The organism is Ruegeria sp. AF2, assembly GCF_056542025.1.
On the sequence record NZ_JBQFZC010000001.1, the window covers coordinates 1,227,953 to 1,245,423 of the forward strand.

20 protein-coding genes are annotated in these 17,471 nt (G+C 56.5%); 10 read left to right on the forward strand and 10 right to left on the reverse strand.

The features are described from left to right. Window positions 1-131 precede the first annotated feature (131 nt). The 3 genes from ACR0NM_RS06085 (at window position 132) to ACR0NM_RS06095 (ending at window position 1,758) form a co-directional block, all read left to right on the forward strand. On the forward strand, window positions 132-1,022 hold the full coding sequence (locus ACR0NM_RS06085) for an SPFH domain-containing protein (RefSeq protein ID WP_170393209.1): 891 nt from the start codon (window positions 132-134) through the stop codon (window positions 1,020-1,022). Continuing rightward, complete coding sequence (locus tag ACR0NM_RS06090) at window positions 1,022-1,300, forward strand: NfeD family protein (protein WP_480613629.1); 279 nt, start codon at window positions 1,022-1,024, stop codon at window positions 1,298-1,300. Before ACR0NM_RS06085 ends, ACR0NM_RS06090 begins: the two co-directional genes overlap by 1 nt. A gap of 95 nt (window positions 1,301-1,395) precedes the next feature. Continuing rightward, complete coding sequence (locus tag ACR0NM_RS06095; protein WP_170393211.1) at window positions 1,396-1,758, forward strand: SUF system Fe-S cluster assembly protein; 363 nt, start codon at window positions 1,396-1,398, stop codon at window positions 1,756-1,758. Window positions 1,759-2,062: 304 nt separating this feature from the next. Here the strand turns inward: ACR0NM_RS06095 and ACR0NM_RS06100 are convergent, their stop codons facing one another. Next, window positions 2,063-2,386 carry a hypothetical protein gene (locus ACR0NM_RS06100; protein ID WP_170393212.1) on the reverse strand — a complete coding sequence of 108 codons (324 nt, stop codon included), beginning with the start codon at window positions 2,384-2,386 and terminating at the stop codon, window positions 2,063-2,065. A gap of 164 nt (window positions 2,387-2,550) precedes the next feature. On the opposite strand from ACR0NM_RS06100, the gene ACR0NM_RS06105 reads away from it, so the two are divergent. After that, a complete protein-coding gene (locus ACR0NM_RS06105; RefSeq protein ID WP_170465407.1) occupies window positions 2,551-2,916 on the forward strand; it encodes a HesB/IscA family protein in 366 nt (121 codons plus the stop codon). Here the strand turns inward: ACR0NM_RS06105 and ACR0NM_RS06110 are convergent. Next, the gene (locus ACR0NM_RS06110) at window positions 2,913-3,827 is read right to left on the reverse strand and encodes an isopenicillin N synthase family dioxygenase (RefSeq protein WP_480613631.1); all 915 of its coding nucleotides are present in this window, start codon (window positions 3,825-3,827) and stop codon (window positions 2,913-2,915) included. The genes ACR0NM_RS06105 and ACR0NM_RS06110 overlap by 4 nt on opposite strands. A gap of 120 nt (window positions 3,828-3,947) precedes the next feature. On the opposite strand from ACR0NM_RS06110, the gene tpiA reads away from it, so the two are divergent. Beyond that, the gene (gene tpiA / locus ACR0NM_RS06115; protein WP_480613633.1) at window positions 3,948-4,697 is read left to right on the forward strand and encodes a triose-phosphate isomerase; all 750 of its coding nucleotides are present in this window, start codon (window positions 3,948-3,950) and stop codon (window positions 4,695-4,697) included. Window positions 4,698-4,706: 9 nt separating this feature from the next. Here the strand turns inward: tpiA and ACR0NM_RS06120 are convergent, their stop codons facing one another. The 7 genes from ACR0NM_RS06120 to ACR0NM_RS06150 form a co-directional block, all read right to left on the reverse strand. Further along, window positions 4,707-5,153, reverse strand: a complete 447-nt coding sequence (locus tag ACR0NM_RS06120; protein WP_480613635.1) for a nucleoside deaminase — start codon at window positions 5,151-5,153, stop codon at window positions 4,707-4,709. A 65-nt stretch (window positions 5,154-5,218) separates the two neighbouring features. After that, entirely contained in the window at window positions 5,219-5,530 is a 312-nt protein-coding gene (locus ACR0NM_RS06125) for a DMT family transporter (RefSeq protein ID WP_170595757.1), read from the reverse strand. Window positions 5,531-5,686: 156 nt separating this feature from the next. Beyond that, window positions 5,687-7,063 (reverse strand): TRAP transporter large permease, encoded by a 1,377-nt coding sequence (locus tag ACR0NM_RS06130; protein ID WP_170393218.1) that lies wholly within the window; start codon window positions 7,061-7,063, stop codon window positions 5,687-5,689. Then, window positions 7,063-7,740: a TRAP transporter small permease gene (locus ACR0NM_RS06135; protein ID WP_480613637.1), complete on the reverse strand. Its 678-nt coding sequence runs from the start codon at window positions 7,738-7,740 to the stop codon at window positions 7,063-7,065. Before ACR0NM_RS06135 ends, ACR0NM_RS06130 begins: the two co-directional genes overlap by 1 nt. A gap of 116 nt (window positions 7,741-7,856) precedes the next feature. After that, window positions 7,857-8,858: a DctP family TRAP transporter solute-binding subunit gene (locus ACR0NM_RS06140; RefSeq protein WP_304621967.1), complete on the reverse strand. Its 1,002-nt coding sequence runs from the start codon at window positions 8,856-8,858 to the stop codon at window positions 7,857-7,859. Between the two features lie 318 nt (window positions 8,859-9,176). Continuing rightward, complete coding sequence (locus ACR0NM_RS06145) at window positions 9,177-10,406, reverse strand: sigma-54-dependent transcriptional regulator (RefSeq protein WP_170393221.1); 1,230 nt, start codon at window positions 10,404-10,406, stop codon at window positions 9,177-9,179. Continuing rightward, window positions 10,403-12,136 (reverse strand): ATP-binding protein, encoded by a 1,734-nt coding sequence (locus ACR0NM_RS06150; protein ID WP_170595762.1) that lies wholly within the window; start codon window positions 12,134-12,136, stop codon window positions 10,403-10,405. The genes ACR0NM_RS06145 and ACR0NM_RS06150 overlap by 4 nt, the downstream gene beginning before the upstream one ends. 46 nt (window positions 12,137-12,182) lie before the next feature. Between ACR0NM_RS06150 and ACR0NM_RS06155 the strand changes: the two genes are divergently transcribed. Next, window positions 12,183-13,364 carry a cytochrome P450 gene (locus tag ACR0NM_RS06155; protein ID WP_480613933.1) on the forward strand — a complete coding sequence of 394 codons (1,182 nt, stop codon included), beginning with the start codon at window positions 12,183-12,185 and terminating at the stop codon, window positions 13,362-13,364. A gap of 106 nt (window positions 13,365-13,470) precedes the next feature. On the opposite strand, the gene ACR0NM_RS06160 is transcribed toward ACR0NM_RS06155, so the two are convergent. Next, the gene (locus ACR0NM_RS06160) at window positions 13,471-13,944 is read right to left on the reverse strand and encodes an Lrp/AsnC family transcriptional regulator (protein ID WP_010439761.1); all 474 of its coding nucleotides are present in this window, start codon (window positions 13,942-13,944) and stop codon (window positions 13,471-13,473) included. A gap of 245 nt (window positions 13,945-14,189) precedes the next feature. Between ACR0NM_RS06160 and ACR0NM_RS06165 the strand changes: the two genes are divergently transcribed. The 4 genes from ACR0NM_RS06165 to ACR0NM_RS06180 all read left to right on the forward strand — a co-directional run bounded on the left by ACR0NM_RS06165 (window position 14,190) and on the right by ACR0NM_RS06180 (window position 17,389). Beyond that, window positions 14,190-14,504, forward strand: coding sequence for a DUF2849 domain-containing protein (locus ACR0NM_RS06165; RefSeq protein WP_170393224.1), 315 nt, complete (start codon window positions 14,190-14,192; stop codon window positions 14,502-14,504). A gap of 65 nt (window positions 14,505-14,569) precedes the next feature. After that, the gene (locus tag ACR0NM_RS06170; RefSeq protein ID WP_170645978.1) at window positions 14,570-16,234 is read left to right on the forward strand and encodes a nitrite/sulfite reductase; all 1,665 of its coding nucleotides are present in this window, start codon (window positions 14,570-14,572) and stop codon (window positions 16,232-16,234) included. Continuing rightward, window positions 16,224-16,985, forward strand: a complete 762-nt coding sequence (locus tag ACR0NM_RS06175; protein ID WP_170510600.1) for a phosphoadenylyl-sulfate reductase — start codon at window positions 16,224-16,226, stop codon at window positions 16,983-16,985. Before ACR0NM_RS06170 ends, ACR0NM_RS06175 begins: the two co-directional genes overlap by 11 nt. Then, window positions 16,982-17,389, forward strand: a complete 408-nt coding sequence (locus ACR0NM_RS06180) for a DUF934 domain-containing protein (protein WP_170393227.1) — start codon at window positions 16,982-16,984, stop codon at window positions 17,387-17,389. The genes ACR0NM_RS06175 and ACR0NM_RS06180 overlap by 4 nt, the downstream gene beginning before the upstream one ends. Window positions 17,390-17,471: the final 82 nt, after the last annotated feature.

The following is a 17,471-nucleotide window of genomic DNA, read 5'->3' on the forward strand; positions in this document are numbered from 1 at the left end:
AAAAGGGAATTTCTGGCCGGTATGAACGTTTTCACCGATTTGCATTCCGGCCAGCACAATCCATACCAGAGTTGAAATTGAGCGACTCAATCCCCATATGTATACCATAGTACACAATAAATGAGGACAGTATGATAGAAGACCAGATTATCGGACTGATTACTTCGAACATTATCTACCTGCTGGCAGCGGCGCTTATTGCCATTGTCATATTCAAAGGCATCAAAATCGTGCCTCAATCCGAAAAGTACGTGGTTGAACGGTTTGGCCGCCTGCATTCGGTGCTTGGGCCCGGGATCAATTTTATCGTTCCTTTTCTAGATGTTGCCCGCCACAAGATATCCATCCTTGAGCGTCAGTTGCCAAACGCAACGCAAGACGCAATTACCAAGGACAACGTTCTGGTGCAGATCGATACCTCGGTGTTCTACCGCATTCTCGAGCCGGAAAAGACGGTTTATCGCATCCGCGATGTCGACGGTGCGATTGCAACGACTGTAGCCGGTATCGTCCGCGCCGAGATCGGCAAGATGGACCTGGATGAAGTGCAATCGAACCGGGCGCAACTGATTGAACGTATTCAGGAAAGCGTAGAAACCGCTGTTGACGATTGGGGGATCGAAGTAACCCGCGCCGAGATTCTGGACGTAAATCTTGATCAGGCCACTCGTGACGCGATGTTGCAGCAATTGAACGCCGAACGTGCCCGCCGCGCACAGGTCACCGAGGCCGAGGGCCAAAAGCGTGCCGTTGAGCTGCAAGCAGATGCCGAACTTTATGCGGCAGAGCAGACCGCCAAGGCCCGCCGAATCTCGGCTGAGGCCGAAGCTTATGCGACTCAGGTCGTAGCAAAGGCCATTCAGGACAACGGGCTGGAAGCGGCACAGTATCAGGTTGCGTTGAAACAGGTGGAATCGCTGAACGCCCTGGGCAACGGCACCGGCTCGCAGACCATCGTTGTGCCTGCAAACGCACTTGAAGCCTTCGGCAATGCCTTTAACATGCTTAAAGGAGGAAAATGATGGCCGATCCTTTCTGGCTGACGTGGTGGATTTGGTTGGCCGGAGCGCTTGCTCTGGGCATCCTTGAGGTCGCGCTGCCCGGCTTCATTTTCCTGGGTTTTGCCATCGGCGCAGCCATTACCGGAGTGGTTTTGCTGGTCCCTGGCCTCACGCCATCCCTGCCTGTTCTGCTGTTGATATTTGCCGTTCTGTCACTGGTCGCATGGCTGGTTCTGCGCCGTATGTTTGCCTTGCCGCACGGCCAAGTCAAAACCTTCAAGCACGACATCAACGACTGATCTGTCGTGGCGCCCAAATCAGGCGCCACGGCACCTCTGGACGCTGCCCGGCACTTTCCCTATATAATTTCTCAGGTAACAGACCCGAGGCATCAATGACCCACCCCAGTGAACAGTTCGAAGGCAGCCCCCTAATCGCTCCCTCGACCATCGATCACCCGCTCTACGAACCCGTGGTCGAAGCTTGCCGGACGGTGTTTGACCCAGAAATACCAGTCAATATCTACGATCTCGGTCTGATCTATACGATCGACATCACCGGAGAAAACGCGGTCAAGGTGATCATGACCCTCACTGCACCAGGTTGTCCTGTCGCAGGCGAAATGCCCGGTTGGATCGTGGAAGCAATCGAACCCGTTGCAGGCGTCAAAGAGGTCGACGTCGAACTGACTTGGGAGCCACCTTGGGGCATGGAAATGATGTCAGATGAAGCCCGGCTTGAGCTGGGTTTCATGTAACGCCCGATTTACTCACAAAAAACATGGCGATGTTACAAAACGGTGTACTGCGTGTTACTTAACCGTTTTCATGTTGTCACAATGCTGGGTCACAAGGTCCTCAGGTACTGACCCAGTGATTAAGCATGCGTTTTTCGATCTGCTGGACGTGCTGGCGCAGGATGTCGAGTAGCGGGCGTCTTATCCGATTGCCCCGCTAAATTGACATACTTCGTGAATTGCATGGGCCTCTGACCATAGCCATCCCCCATTCAATGGGCCCATTCCGGGCCGCTCTTGCCCGAGAGCGGCCCTTTTTGTTTGATTATTCGATGTTACAGGTCGACTTGATTTCAGCAGCGCGCGCGTCCAGCTCTTTTATATAGTCGCCTGACAGCATCTTCAGGTGCTTGCTCTCGGTTCCTGTGACGAGACCCAGCAAGGCACCGGCAGGGAGGATCGAGAACACGCTTTCAGCCTGCTGGTCCTCGGCATGTTTCTTTTCAGCTGCGATTGCGCGCAGATCACCGGGTGCGGTAGCACAGTTGACCGGGTGCCGTTTTGTGTCATCTATCGCAAGTGCCGCAGACGCGGACGCCAGCAACATAGATGTGAAAATGGCTGCTCCTGCCCAGTTCTGCGCTCTCATCGATCCAAACCTCTCTGGAATGCCTGTCCTTTACTTCAGATACGCTAAAGCTTCGCGCACCATCGTGACAACCCTGCGCGGAGTGTATATTTGAACAGGCTCTCTCTTGAGCCCGGCGCGTGTCGGCCTTAGATTAGAGATAACGCGCGATAACGGAGCCCACCATGTTTGGCATTCCCGGCAAACAAGCCGTGACCATGACACCTAAAGCTGCTGAACAGATTGTTCGGCTTATGAAATCCGGCGGTCACACCGGATTGCGCATCGGCGTCAAGAAAGGCGGCTGCGCGGGGATGGAATACACCATGGACTATGTCGATGATGCCGACCCGAATGACGAAGTGGTCGAGCAGGATGGCGCGCGTGTGATGATCGCCCCCATGGCACAGATGTTCCTGTTCGGAACCGAGATCGACTACGAGGTTTCACTGCTTGAGGCCGGGTTTAAGTTCCGAAACCCGAATGTAGTCGATGCATGCGGATGCGGAGAATCGATCAAGTTCGACGAAACCTTGGCTGAACAACGCTAACTCGCAGCTTTTAGGTGGACGTAGGTCTCATTAAATCGCCGCGTCAGGTGCTCTCCGGCGCGGATCGTGGCGTATGAACCCGGCGGCGCAACATTTGTGTCGTAAGAAGGATTGAAGAACAACGGAACCGAGATCCTCTCGTTCACGCTGCCTTTGACCCTATGCTCGGTCGCTTTGACTTCTCCTGCGGTCCAAAACTCCAGCATCTCGCCGAAATTGATTATGAATTGTCCCGGTGTGGCGTTTACAGCTTGCCAATCGCCATCAGGCATACGAACTTCCAGACCCGGTGTGCCGTCCGTGGCCAGCAAAGTCAGGCAGCCATAATCCGTATGCGCGCCGATACCAAAGTCCTTTTCTCCTGCCCAATCAGGGCGTTGGGGATAGAAGTTACCGCGCAGCAGCGCCATTGGCGTATCAAAGGCCGCATCAAAACTGTTTGCATCCCTACCGATGGCAATCGCAATCGCGCGCAAAACGCGAATGGCAACTGAGCAGGCGTCTGAATAGTAACTCTGGATCGTTCTCCGAAACGCGTCGGCCCCGTCTGGCCAGAGATTTGGGGCATACACACTTAATCCACGCCCCGCATAGGGATCATCGGCTGGCAGTTCAAAACCGCTATCAAAGACTTCTTTGAAATCCGGGTTCGCCCTGAGATCCACCTGTTCGGAACGCAGCGCACCCCAACCGCGGTTGGCACCCGTAGCTGCCATATCGACGCTCTGCTTGATCTCATCGGGTTGACGAAAAAAATCGCGATACGCGTCAATCACCAGCTGCACACGGGCGGCATCGAGGCCGGAATTGGAGATTGTTAGAAATCCGATCTGGCGAACAGCATGTCTCAGCTTTTCCATCTCAGCTGGATCACGCAGATCCAATTTGGCGAGATCGAGATCGTCTATCATGCCATCCTCCGCGACAACGCGCGCAATGTGTCCCGACACGTAGCGCTATGCAACCGGAATTGTCAGTCCCGCCTGCGGGTGATATCCGAGGGTTCAAAGCAGAAAACCGGAGGTATCGCGATGCGGCGTAAGTTGGCGGCAGGCAACTGGAAAATGAACGGAACTGGCGTTGCGCTGAGCGAGTTAGAAGCGTTGAAAGCCTCGCACCCATCTTCTGCGGTAGAAATCCTGATATGCCCACCAGCTACTTTGCTTCATCGCGCGGCAAATACGGTTGAAGGTTCGGGCATTACCGTTGGTGGCCAAGACTGCCACGCGGCGCTCTCGGGTGCGCATACCGGGGATCTGAGTGCCGAGATGCTGTTGGATGCAGGGGCAAGCGCAGTGATCCTTGGCCATTCCGAGCGCCGTGAAGATCATGCTGAGCAGAACGAAGACATCCGTGCCAAAGCCCGCACCGCCATGGATGCAGGCCTGAAGACGATCATCTGCGTCGGTGAAAGCCTTGAGCAGCGCGAAGCAGCAAATACTCTGGATATCATCGGTGGACAGATGTCGGGTTCGATCCCGGATCAAGCGACAGGCGAGAACCTGATTGTCGCATATGAGCCGATCTGGGCCATCGGCACCGGCAAGGTTCCAACTTTGGAAGAGATCGGAGAAGTGCACGATTTCATACGCGCACGTCTGGAACGCCGATTTGGCGAAGGTGTCGGCCGGTCAGTCCGCCTGCTGTATGGCGGATCGGTCAAACCCGGTAATGCTGCCGAGATTTTTGGCGTTTCAAATGTTGACGGAGCGTTGGTGGGTGGCGCCAGTCTGAAAGCAAATGATTTCTCGGGCATCATTCAGGCGCTTGAACACGCCTGATCGCCAACCTCATTCGGCAATATCTTCGGCCCAAAGCGCGGGCTTCTCTTCGATAAAACGCTTCATCAATGTAATGCAGTCCGGGTCATCTGCGATGATGACCTCTACACCGCGATCGCGCAGGAAGTCCTCATTGCCGCCAAAATTCACGGTGTCTCCGATCACAACACGCGGGATACCGAACTGTACGATCGTGCCAGAACACATCATGCAAGGCGACAGCGAGGTATAGAGCACAGTATCGCGATAGGTCTTCTGCCGCCCTGCCTTGCGCAGCGCATCCATTTCCCCATGGGCAATCGGGTCGCCCAGTTGGACACGCTGATTACGCCCTTGCGCAACGACCTCACCACCCCGCGCAAGCACTGAACCGATTGGGCAGCCTCCTTCGTCAAATCCAGCTTTCGCCTCATCATAGGCAACGCGCAGCAAGCGTGCATCGGTTTCGGTCAGCATATGCAGGTGTCCTTTGTTCGGAGTTGTTTCGCAAAGCTGCCCGACACCAATCTGGCGGTCAACGCTTAGGCCAGTTTCATGATGACCAAACCCGTCACGATTAGAACCGCAGCGCCGATCCGCATGGGCGTCAGCGCTTCGCCCAGGAAAAGGACGCCAACAGTGAACGCCCCTACTGCGCCGATCCCGGTCCAGATCGTATAGGCGGTACCAAGCGGCAGATCCCGCATGGCCATTGCAAGCAGGCCAAATGACCCGATCATCGCAACACCCATGATCGCCGTCGGCCACAGCCGCGTGAAACCAGCGGTCTGCTTCATCGCGACGGCCCAGACGATTTCGAGCAGGCCAGCAAACAACAGTAATATCCAGGGCATAAGAACACCTCACTTTCCGAGATCGGGTCGTCCCGAATAATCGTCCATGATGGTGAGGTCGTCCTCTGATCCTCAGATATGGGTTTAAGCATCAGTTTCAAGACAAAAAAACCGGGCGGATTACACCGCCCGGTTCATATGCTCGGTTTAACCGATCTAGTTGGTTATGATCTCAGGCCCCATGAAAGTGTTGGGCAGGAATGTCGAAATCCACGGGATGTAAGTAACCATGATGAGGAAGACGAACAGCACGGCCAAGAACGGCAACGCTGCCTTCACAACACTCATCATCGGCATACCCGCCACGCCCGAGGTTACGAACAAGTTCAACCCGACCGGAGGCGTGATCATCCCGATCTCCATGTTCACCACCATGATGATGCCCAGATGGATAGGATCGATGCCCAGCTCGATGGCAATCGGGAACACCAGCGGGGCCACAATGACCAGCAGACCTGAGGGCTCCATGAACTGGCCACCGATCAGCAGGATCACGTTGACCACAATCAGGAAAGTCACTGGCCCCAGACCCGCCGATAGCATGGCGCTTGCGATATGCTGGGGCACCTGCTCATCCGTCAGCACATGTTTCAGGATCAGCGCGTTGGCGATCACGAACAGCAGCGTGACAGTCAGTTTGCCCGCCTCGAAAAGTGTATGCTTGGTGTCGGGGTGCACAAAGGCCGTGATCAACGCATAGGGTTTCTTGAGCAGCGAGATGTTCTGCGCATCCCCTTCGGTGCTGAGCGGACCCATATCCTTGTAGACAAAACTTGCGATCAGGAACGCATAGACGGCAGCAACAGCCGCGGCCTCGGTCGGGGTAAAGATACCTCCGTAGATACCGCCGAGGATGATGACGATCAGGAACAGACCCCAGCCGGCCTCGCGTGCTGACGTGAAGACTTCGCCCCAACCTTTCCAATCGCCTTTGGGAAGGTTCTTGACCTTGGCCATGACGTAAATGGTGATCATCAGCATCAGACCGGCCATCAAACCCGGAATAACGCCCGCAAGGAACATCCGCCCGACCGAAACCTCCACGGCTGCCGCATAGACCACCATCACGATTGATGGCGGAATCAGAATGCCCAGTGTACCTGCGTTACAGATCACACCGGCGGCGAATTCCTTGGAATAGCCCACCTGACGCATGCCAGCGATGACGATCGACCCGATTGCGACAACTGTCGCCGGAGACGAACCCGACAAGGCCGCAAACAACATACACGCGAAGACGCCAGCAATTGCCAGACCTCCGGGCAAGTGCCCTACACATGCGATCGAGAACCGGATGATCCGCCGCGCCACTCCACCTGTGGTCATGAAAGATGACGCGAGAATGAAAAACGGGATAGCCAAGAGGGTGAAATGCCCCTCAAATGCCTCGAACAGCGTGCCAGCGACCGAAGCCAATGAGCTGTCGGAATAGATCAGCAGGAAGAGGGTCGAGCTGAGACCAAGTGCCACCGCAATCGGAACTCCGATCAACAATAGGCCAATGACCATCGAGAAAAGTAGTACGACGTCCATCAGTCATGCTCCCCCTGCTGGGCGCGGACTTCTTCGATCTCGTCCTCGACCTCGTGGCTAGCTACAAGGCGATCAGTTTCACCGCGCCAAATCTGTACTGCGACCTGTGCAAAACGGATCACCAGCAGCAACATCGAAAGAGGCAGAACGAAATACGGAACGACCTTGGGCAGTTTCTCGTAATACTCGCCATAGTTGATCATATCTTCCAGAAACCGCAGCGGCGCGACCATCGGGATATCATCAACTTCATAGAAGCTCTGGCTGCGCGCACTCATGTCAAAGCCGGTCGGAAACCAGCGACCCGAGGTGGGCGGCAGATCGGCAAACACTGCCCAGTAGTCATACGAACCCTTGAGCAGGAGCAGAGAAAACACCAGACAGCAAGCCACGGCTATCAGCGCCAAAACCCGGCGTGGCGCGGGGGCCAGCATGTTCAGGATCGCATCAACACCCAGATGTGCATGCTTTTTCACTGCATAAGACGCACCCAGCAGCACCAACCAACCGAAGGTGAATACTGTCAGTTCCAGCGCCCAAAGAATGTTAGAATTGAATACAAACCGCGCGATCACATTGGCGAAGGTGACAATTGTCATCAGACCCAACAGGCACGCAATCATGGTTTCTTCGATATGGTCGACCAGCCCGCCTTGGTCGGGTTTCGCACCAGACATCTCTCTGTCCCCGCATTTTTTTGATGAGAGTGGTGGGAGTGTGGCGGGCCACTAAGGCCCGCCCAGCCTATGCGTCCATAACTCCCCAGTCCCCGGACGCGTGGCTTGAACCGGGATCAGAACCCGGCGTTGATCGCCTGTGCGGCGTCGATCTTGTCCTGACCAACGTCACTGGCAAATTTATCCCAGACTGGCTTCATCGCATCGACCCAGGCCTGGCGCTGCTCGGGGTTCAGTTCCCGGATGATGCCCCCTGCGTCAGTGATCGAAGCCTTGGCAGCTTCGTTTACGGAAAAGGCCTCCTTGTTACGAGTCTCGGTCACTTCGGCGAGAATCGTCAGGAATTGATCGCGAACTTCAGGCTCCAGGCTGTCCAGCCAGTCAACTGAGGTTACAACCAGATAATCGATGATACCGTGGTTCGTTTCTGTGATGCCGTCCTGCACCTCGAAGAACTTCTTGCCGTAGATGTTCGACCAGGTGTTTTCCTGCCCGTCAACAACGCCCTGTTGCAGAGCACCGTACACTTCCGAGAACGCCATCTTCTGAGGGCTGCCACCAATTGCTTCCATCTGGGCAACCAATACGTCCGAAGACTGAACGCGGAACTTCAGGCCGTTCGCATCCGAAGGATCTTCCAACGGCTTGTTCGCAGACATCTGTTTCATGCCATTGTGCCAGAATGCCAGCCCCTGCAGGCCGCGGCGCTGCATGCTGTCTTTCATCGCCTGACCATCAGCCGAGGCTTGGAACGCATCCACAGCATCGATGTTCTTGAACATGAACGGCAGATCGAACAGGCGGAATTGCTTTGTAAATTTCTCAAACTTCGACAGCGAGGGCGCGGCCAACTGCACGTCGCCCTGCAGCATCGCTTCAAGAACCTTGTCATCGTTGTAAAGAGTGGAGTTCGGATAAACCTCCATGCACATCACGCCGTTCATCTCGTCATTGACGCGCTGCTCAAGCAGCGAAGCGGCGATGCCCTTGGGGTGTTTGTCCGTATTGGTCACATGCGCAAACTTCACGACGATCTCGCCATCATCGCAAGCTGCTACACCAGCGGTCGCTGTCACGGACAGTGCGATTGCGGTTGCTGCCGTTGTCAGGAATTTCATCAGTCTTATCCTCCCAGACTTCCCTAAAACTTCCATCGAGCGCCCAATCAGCGCCGTATGTTGCGGAGTGAACCGAATCGGCTCCTCACTCTCAACATTTTGTTTAGATGTTGCTGAAATCTGTTTTTTCCAAATAATTTCTTACGGTTAAATGATGTCCGTTATAAATCTGGTGTTTCGGCAGAACTACGCTGTGCGATTTTTCGCACAGGTAGTCAGCACCTTGTGCGAATTTCCGCACAATATCCGAATCGATGCGAGCGAATCGCTCGCTTAAGCCACAGCGCAACCGCAGTTCGCCCTAGCGGAAGTGTTTTGCTAACGACGATAGTCTTCTGGCCTAATGTGGTAGCGGGTCAGCTTGTCATAAAAAGTTTTGCGCGGCAGCTTCAGTGCCTTGGCGGCATCCGCAGCCTTGCCATTGTGGCGCCCAAGGGCTGCAATCAGCAAAGACCTCTCAACACGCGCCAATTGCTCGCTCAACCCCAGATCAGCGGCCTGTGCAACCTCATCCGGCATCCCCAACACAAACCGCATTGCCGCCGACATCAACGATCGGGCATTGCCCGGCCAATCCTGCGCCATCAGCGAGGCCAGATGCTCGGGTGTCACTTCAGGTTCCGCAATCCCGGCCTGCTCAGCGGCCTGCGCCACATAGCGGCGAAAGATGACGGGGATATCCTCGGGCCGTTCTGACAGGGCCGGGATTCGCACCCGCATGACATCCAACCTATAGAACAGATCGGCATTGAACCTTCCCTGTGCAGTAAGGTCCGACAAATCGGCCGTTGCCCCTGCGATGATTCTGGCTTCCGTCCCTTGTTCGATCAGTTCCAGCGCGGCGTATTGCGTGGCATCCGACATCGCCGAGATCTCATCCAGATACAGCGATCCGCCTGCCGCATCCTTACAGACACGCAACAAATCATCCGGGTTCAGGCCTGAGGCAGGGCGTTTGACAAATGGCCCCTGTCCAACCGGAGACATCAGATGGACAACTTCAGCGACCTTTGAAACTCCGCTACCCGCTGGCCCGGTAACCAGTACCTCGGCCCGTGTTGGCGCTACGCTCCGCACTCGCTCACGCAAGGCCTCGGCTTGATCTGACAACCCAAACAGCATGCGTGCTGCGGGATCGCCACGCTCAAGTTCGCGCCGTTGCTCGCGTTCCTGCAGAATTTCTGCGCGCGCTGCGAAGGCTCGCTCGAGTACCGCCAATAAGTCCGCTGCTGCACAGGGCTTTTCCAGAAAATCAAATGCTCCCTGCCCCATGGCCTGTACCGCCATCGGGATATCGCCTTCACCTGTCAGCAATACCACCGGAAGCTCAGGATCAACCTCGCGCGCGTATGCGAGCAGATGAAACCCATCCCGCCCCGGCATGCGAATATCCGAGATGATCACACCGCCGAAGTCACGATGAATATGATCCTTTGCGGCCACGAAAGATCCCGCGGTGACCGGTTCATACTCGGCCAATTCGAGGGTTTGCGCCAAGGCCTCACGTACGGCGGCATCATCATCGACCAAAAGCACTTTGCGGATCATGCTGCCTCATCTTCTTCAAAGGGTTCCAGTTCAACCGTGAATTCAGCACCCTCGTCCGTGTTGGCACCGCGAATATCCCCCCCGAAGCTCTGAACCAGACCGTAGGATATCGACAGCCCCAGACCCATCCCTTCGGACGTCCCAACCGTTTTTGTGGTGTAGAACGGCTCAAACACGCGGTCGGGGTCCTCGATGCCGGGTCCGGTATCCCGCACCGACACGCGAATAGGCTTTCCCCCTGACAGAGTGACCAATATTCTGCGCGTCGGTCGATCGACCATCGCATCCGCTGCATTATTGATTAGGTTGACAAACACCTGCACCAGACGCACCTCTCCACCCCAAGCATAGACCGCAGTCTTTGGCGGCACCCACTCCAACGCGACGTTCTCATCGCGCAGGCGCGCCTCGGTCAATTCTGTGGCAGTGTTCAGAACCTGAACCAGATCAACGCGCCCCATTGGTTCGCTTTCATTTCTCGCAAAGGCCCGCAGGTTCTTGATGATCCGCGCCATGCGTGCGGCCATATCGGAAATGCGGCCCAGATTTTCGCCAGCTCTCTGGCCCTTGCCGCGCTCAAGAAAAGCAGATCCGTTGTCGGCAAACTGCTGAATCGCCATCAAGGGCTGGTTCAATTCATGACTGATGCCTGCCGACATCTTGCCCAAAGCGCTCAACTTACCAGCCTGAACCAAATCGGCCTGCGCTTGTTTGAGCGCGGCTTCCGCCTCCTGCCTCTCGGCAACTTCGTGACGCAAAGCGCTATTAGCCGCCGTCAAAGCGCGCGTACGTTGCGCGACCCGGCTTTCCAGCACGGTATTTGCCTCTGCAAGTGTCCGACGGCGTTCCGAGGCCAGAAACAACAAAGCACCAAAGGCGAAACAGATCGCCGCAACCGCCGCCGCCTGCAACCCCGCCAACCGGCGCGCCGGGGCGACATCAACCAGCATCTCTGCGGTCATCGCAATCACCGGAAGATCGAGCGTCAGATGCAGGGCGCGACGGGGCAGATAGCGACCCCAATTGAGCTTCCACACTTCATATCCCGCAATCCGGGTTGAGGCGAAATCGACATTCTCACCTTCTGGTGACATCAGCCCTTGCTGCCCTTGCCCGCGGCGCCATAGTAGCAGATCCGATCGGTTCGAGATAAAGACAACCCCATCCGTATCAACGAAAAACACCGCATCGGTACTGCCGCGCCATGTTTGTTCCACATCCTGCACATCGGCCAGAACCATCAACGCGCCTTCTATTTGGCCCAAATCCCCGAATGATGGGGCCGCGTATGAATAAATGCGGTCACTGCTTGCGTCTTCGACCCCATGTGCGCTGCCCAGGGCCCCCTGCATGGCGCGCTCGAAGGCCGGATGTGCGGACATATCGCGCTGCGTCACCGGTTGGGCCGCGACCAGAACCTGACCCTCCGGATTCAGGTACATAACGTTAACGGCAGCGGTTTTGTCTGCCACATCCAGCAGCACCTTTCGGGCGGCCCGTTGCTGTTCTGATGTTTCTAGCTCCTGCAAAGCAGGATGGTCCGCCATCAAGGCGGCCACTTCCTGATAGACCTGCATTTGAGTGCTCAGACGGTCGGCGGCCAGTTCTAAATCGGCCTCGGCCTTCTCGCTCAGTTGCGACAGGGCCTGACGATAGCCATAAGTCCAGACCGCCGCTGACAGCAATCCGACCGCGCATAAGAAACCGGCTATGATCCAAAAACGTTGCATATCTAGGGTCTTGCATTCAGCAGCCGCCATGGCAAGTCTGCACCGCATGAAGACGCTGACCCAATCCCCGACCGACCCGGCATTCGTGCAAAACCCATACCCCTTTTATGTCAGCGCACGTCAGTCGGGCGATCTGTTCTACTGGAAAGACTACGGCCTTGTCGCGGCTGTCTCGCACAAAGCGGTGCAAATTCTGCTGCGCGATCGGCGCTTCGGGCGTGAAATCCCGGCGGAACTTGCAAAACCCGGCCCAGACCATCTTGCACCCTGGCTAGAAGTCGAATCCCATTCGATGTTAGAGCTTGAACCCCCGCGTCATACTCGATTGCGTTCTCTGGTACTGCGGGCGTTTACCTCTCGCGCGATCACGGCGCTTGAGGGGTCCACTGAACAGTTGTGCCACGATTTGATCAAGCAGTTCCCCGCTGGCCCCTTCGATCTGCTGGAGGCCTATTGCACCCAGGTCCCCGTGATCACGATCTGCCGTCTGCTTGGTGTGCCGGAAGACATGGCACCGCAACTGTTGCAGTGGTCGCACGCCATGGTGGCCATGTATCAGGCAAACCGGACGCGCCAGACCGAAGACGAAGCCGTCCGTGCCACACAAGCCTTTACCACCTATCTCGAAGAATACATCGAAAAACGCCGCACTGACCCGCGTGACGATCTGATCACCCGGTTGATCGCGGCAGAGGAAGATGGTGAAAAACTCTCGCGCGACGAACTGATCACGACCTGCATTTTGTTGCTGAACGCCGGTCACGAAGCCACCGTGCACGCCATCGGCAATGGCGTGAAGACTATGTTGACGACGGGTACACAGCAGTATGTCCTGACGCCCGGCACCATCGACGGCGCAGTCGAGGAAATCCTGCGTTTCGATCCACCACTGCACATGTTCAGACGCTATGCCTATGAAGATATTGAACTCTTCGGTCACCGCTTTGCGCCTGGTGACGAAGTTGCCTTGCTTCTGGGCGCCGCCAATCGCGACCCTGCTGCTTGGTCCCAACCCGATACATTCGACCCGATGCGAGATGTAAGCGCCAATACTAGCTTTGGTGGTGGCCTTCACTTCTGTGTAGGCGCTCCGCTGGCCCGGCTTGAGATGCGGATCGCCCTGCCCATGCTGTTCCAGCAATGCCCAAAGCTAAAGCTGACGGCAGAGCCGCAGTATTCGGACAGCTACCATTTCCACGGGCTGACCAAACTCATGGTAACGGGCTGACTTAATATCCTGTCAAGAAACCCGGATCCGTGCTTCATTTGGCCATAAATATCTCGGGGGAGTCGCCTTCGGGCGGCGGGGGCGGCGCCCCCATTCACGCTTCATCCTATCCGACAGACTTCAGTGGTAGCATGGTGGTCGATTTGATCTCTTCCATCGAAAGCAAGGCTGTTACGTTGTGCACTCGCACCTCTGAAATCAACGCCTGATAAAACGCATCATACGCACGCGCGTTCTTGACGCGCACTTTCAGAATGTAATCAATGTCTCCCGCCAATCGGTGCGCTTCCTGAACCTCTGGACGATCGCGCAACGCTTTCAGGAACTTCTGCTGCCACTCCGCTTCATGTTCCGACGTACGGATCAGCACAAAGAATGTGGCCTCAAAGCCCAACGCTTCGGCATCCAGCAATACGGTCTGCTGGCCAATGACTCCTGCCCCCTTCAGCTTGCGAATGCGATTCCAAACCGGCGTCTTGGAGCTCCCTACACGGGCTGCGATTTCGTCAAGCGACTGGCTGGCATCCCGTTGCAGCTCGGCTAGAATTTTCCGATCCGTGTCGTCTATTCGCACCGACATTCCAATTTCCCTTCCAATTCAGAACAAACCTTCTTTCACTCACCGCATATAGAACGTTTGTTCTTATTTCTTCGCGCATATGGCGATTTGACGGGAATATTTCCTATATTGGCACTCAAGTCAAATCAGTCACGAGATGATCCGATGCAGGTCAAACAAACAAATATGCGCATTCACAAACCCGGCGTCGCCCGAGTTGCGCAATACCCGCACAAAGTCTCGGTTTTCAATAAGGAGCTTGCCTGATGGCCCGCGCTTTTACCCCCAAAGTCGTCACCGCCAACGACTTGTTGGAAGGTGATGTGATTTACCAGACCGAAGATGACCGGTGGTCGCGCGAGTTGTCCGATGCCGAACTGATCACGGACGAAGCTCACGCGCAGGTTCGTCTGCTGGATGCCGCGCGTCAGGCCAACAAGATCGTCGGCGCCTATCTTGCCGACGCGGTGGCCGGAGAAAACGGCCCCGAACCCACCCACTTTCGGGAGGATTTCCGCCGGACTGGTCCGTCCAACTATGCCCACGGCAAACAGGAAACCTCCCCGCAGCCTCGGGCCTGATCTCAGGCCATTCTCTCTCCCCTTCAAGGCCCCGGGTCCGGGGCTGCAACTAAGGACAGCTAAACATGTATCGCTACTCCGAGTTCGACACAGCATTTTTGGCAGAACGCAACGCGCAGTTCCGTGCGCAGGTTGAGCGTCGCATTGACGGTTCGCTGACTGAAGACGAATTCAAGCCACTGCGCCTGATGAATGGTCTGTATCTGCAATTGCACGCTTATATGCTGCGGGTCGCTATTCCATATGGCACGCTGTCCAGTGCTCAGATGCGTCAGCTCGCTTTGCTGGCCGAGAAATGGGACAAAGGTTACGGCCATTTTACCACCCGTCAGAACATTCAGTACAACTGGCCGAAGCTGAACGACGTGCCGGATATGCTGGACGCACTGGCCGAGGTTGGCATGCACGCCATCCAGACCTCGGGTAACACCATCCGCAACGTGACCGCCGATCATTTCGCCGGTGCCGCCGCGGATGAGGTCGCTGATCCGCGCCCCTATGCCGAACTGCTGCGCCAGTGGTCGACCGACCATCCTGAATTCCAGTTCATGCCGCGCAAATTCAAGATCGCCATCACCGGCAGCGAGAATGACCGCGCCGTGATCAAGGCGCATGACATCGGCCTGCAACTGGTCGAGCGTGATGGCGTTCTGGGTGCCCGCGTCATCGTTGGCGGTGGTCTGGGCCGTACGCCCATGATCGGCAAAGAGCTATCGGAATTCGTCGCCTTTGACGACCTGCTGGCCTATCTTGAGGCCACCGTTTCCGTGTGGAACCAGATCGGCCGTCGCGACAACAAGTACAAGGCACGTATCAAGATCACCGTGCACGAGCATGGTATCGACGCCATCCGTGCCAAAGTGAACGAACGCTTTTTGAAGGTTCGCCCGCAATTCAAAGGCGCGGATATGAACCTGCTGGACAAAATCAAAGGCCACTTTGCGCCTCCAGCCTTCCGTGATGGTTCCGTTGCCTCGTTCGAGAGTGCCTATACCAACGATCCGGTCTTCCGTTCGTGGGTCGACACCAACATCGCGCCGCACAAGAACGCGGACCACGCGATCGTCACGATCTCGATCAAGAAGCACGGCCAGACGCCGGGCGATGCGACTGCCGAGCAGATGCGCGTGATGGCCGATCTGGCCGAAGAGTTCGCCTATGACGAACTGCGTATCAGCCATGAGCAGAACGTAATCCTGCCCCATGTCCACAAATCCGACCTGCCCGCGATCCACGCAACGCTGAAAGAACACGAGTTGGCGACCGCCAACATCGGCTTGATCAGCGACATTATCGCCTGTCCCGGTATGGATTACTGCGCACTGGCGACGGCACGTTCGATTCCCGTGGCGCAGGAAATCGCGACCCGGTTCGAAGACTTGAAGCTGGAGCATGATATCGGTCACCTGAAGATCAAGATTTCAGGCTGCATCAACGCCTGTGGTCACCACCATGTGGGTCACATCGGCATTCTTGGCCTAGACCGCGCTGGCGTCGAAAACTACCAGATCACTCTGGGTGGTGACGGTACCGAATCCGCCGCCATCGGTGATCGTACTGGCCCGGGCTTCGCCTATGACGAGATCGTTCCGGCGGTAGAGCGCATCGTCGACACATATCTGGAGCAGCGCGACAGCGCCGAAGAGACCTTCTTGCAGACCTATCGCCGCGTTGGCATGGCACCGTTCAAAGCGGCGCTCTACCCCGAGGCACAGGCCAATGCCGCTTGACCTGATCCAAACGGAACTGGGGGCTGACCGCGCCGAACTGACCGAAAAGGTCGAGGCGCTGAACGCCCGCTTCCGCCACCACAGTGCCCATGATGTGATGCATGGCGCTTTGGACGAGATCGAGGAGCTTGCTCTGGTCTCCAGCTTTGGCGCGGAATCGGTGGTGTTGCTGCATATGGCTGCAGTGGTCGACAAGATGACCCCAGTGCTGTTCGTGGACACCCAGATGCTGTTTGCCGAAACGCTGGAATACCAGCAGGAGGTCAGCGAGCGTCTGGGCCTGCGCAATGTGCAGATCATCCGCGCCGAGGATGAAGATGTTCAGCGCGACGATCCTTATGGCGCGTTACGTCTGCGTGACACCGATGCTTGCTGCAACCTGCGCAAGACCTTCCCGCTGCAGAAAGCTCTGACTGGGTATTGTGGCTGGATCACCGGGCGCAAACGGTTTCAGTCCGGCACCCGTGCCGCGCTGGACTTTTTCGAGGTCGAGGACGGAACCGGCCGGATCAAGGTCAACCCGCTGGCCCATTGGGCACCCGAGGATGTGCGCGCCTATATGGACGAAAACAACCTGCCCCGGCATCCGCTGGTGGCCAAAGGATACCCCTCGATCGGCTGTGCGCCCTGCACCTCGCCGGTCAAAGAAGGCGAAGACCCCCGCGCCGGGCGCTGGCGCGATCAGAACAAGGAAGAATGCGGCATCCATTTCGTTGATGGAAAAATGGTGCGCATCGGAGAGAAAACATGAACGTAATCGTAAACGACGAGGGCTTTGCCCCCGATGATTGGACCGATGGCTATGTCACGCTGGACGATGCAGCGAATGACGTGGTTGCGCTGGATATCGCCTCGGACACTGACCCCGATGAACTGTTTGACCGGCTGGGCAGCGCCCAAATGGTGCGCGTGGACTTTCCATCCTCAGCGGATGGGCGCGGTTTCACCATCGCGCGTGTTCTGCGTCTGAAAGGTTATACAGGTCGCCTGCGGGCAAAAGGCCATGTTCTTGCAGACCAATACGCCATGGCGCGTCGTAGCGGCTTTGACGAAGTCGAAATTGATGACACCTTGGCGAACCGGCAGCCCGAAGATCAGTGGCTGGCCCGGGCCAATTGGCAGGACAACAACTACCAGGCCCGCCTGCGCGGCTGACCCGCCATCGCCAACCTGTGATACGAAAGGGGCAATCTGCCCCTTTTCCTGACTTGGATCAAAGATTAAACGGAGATACCGG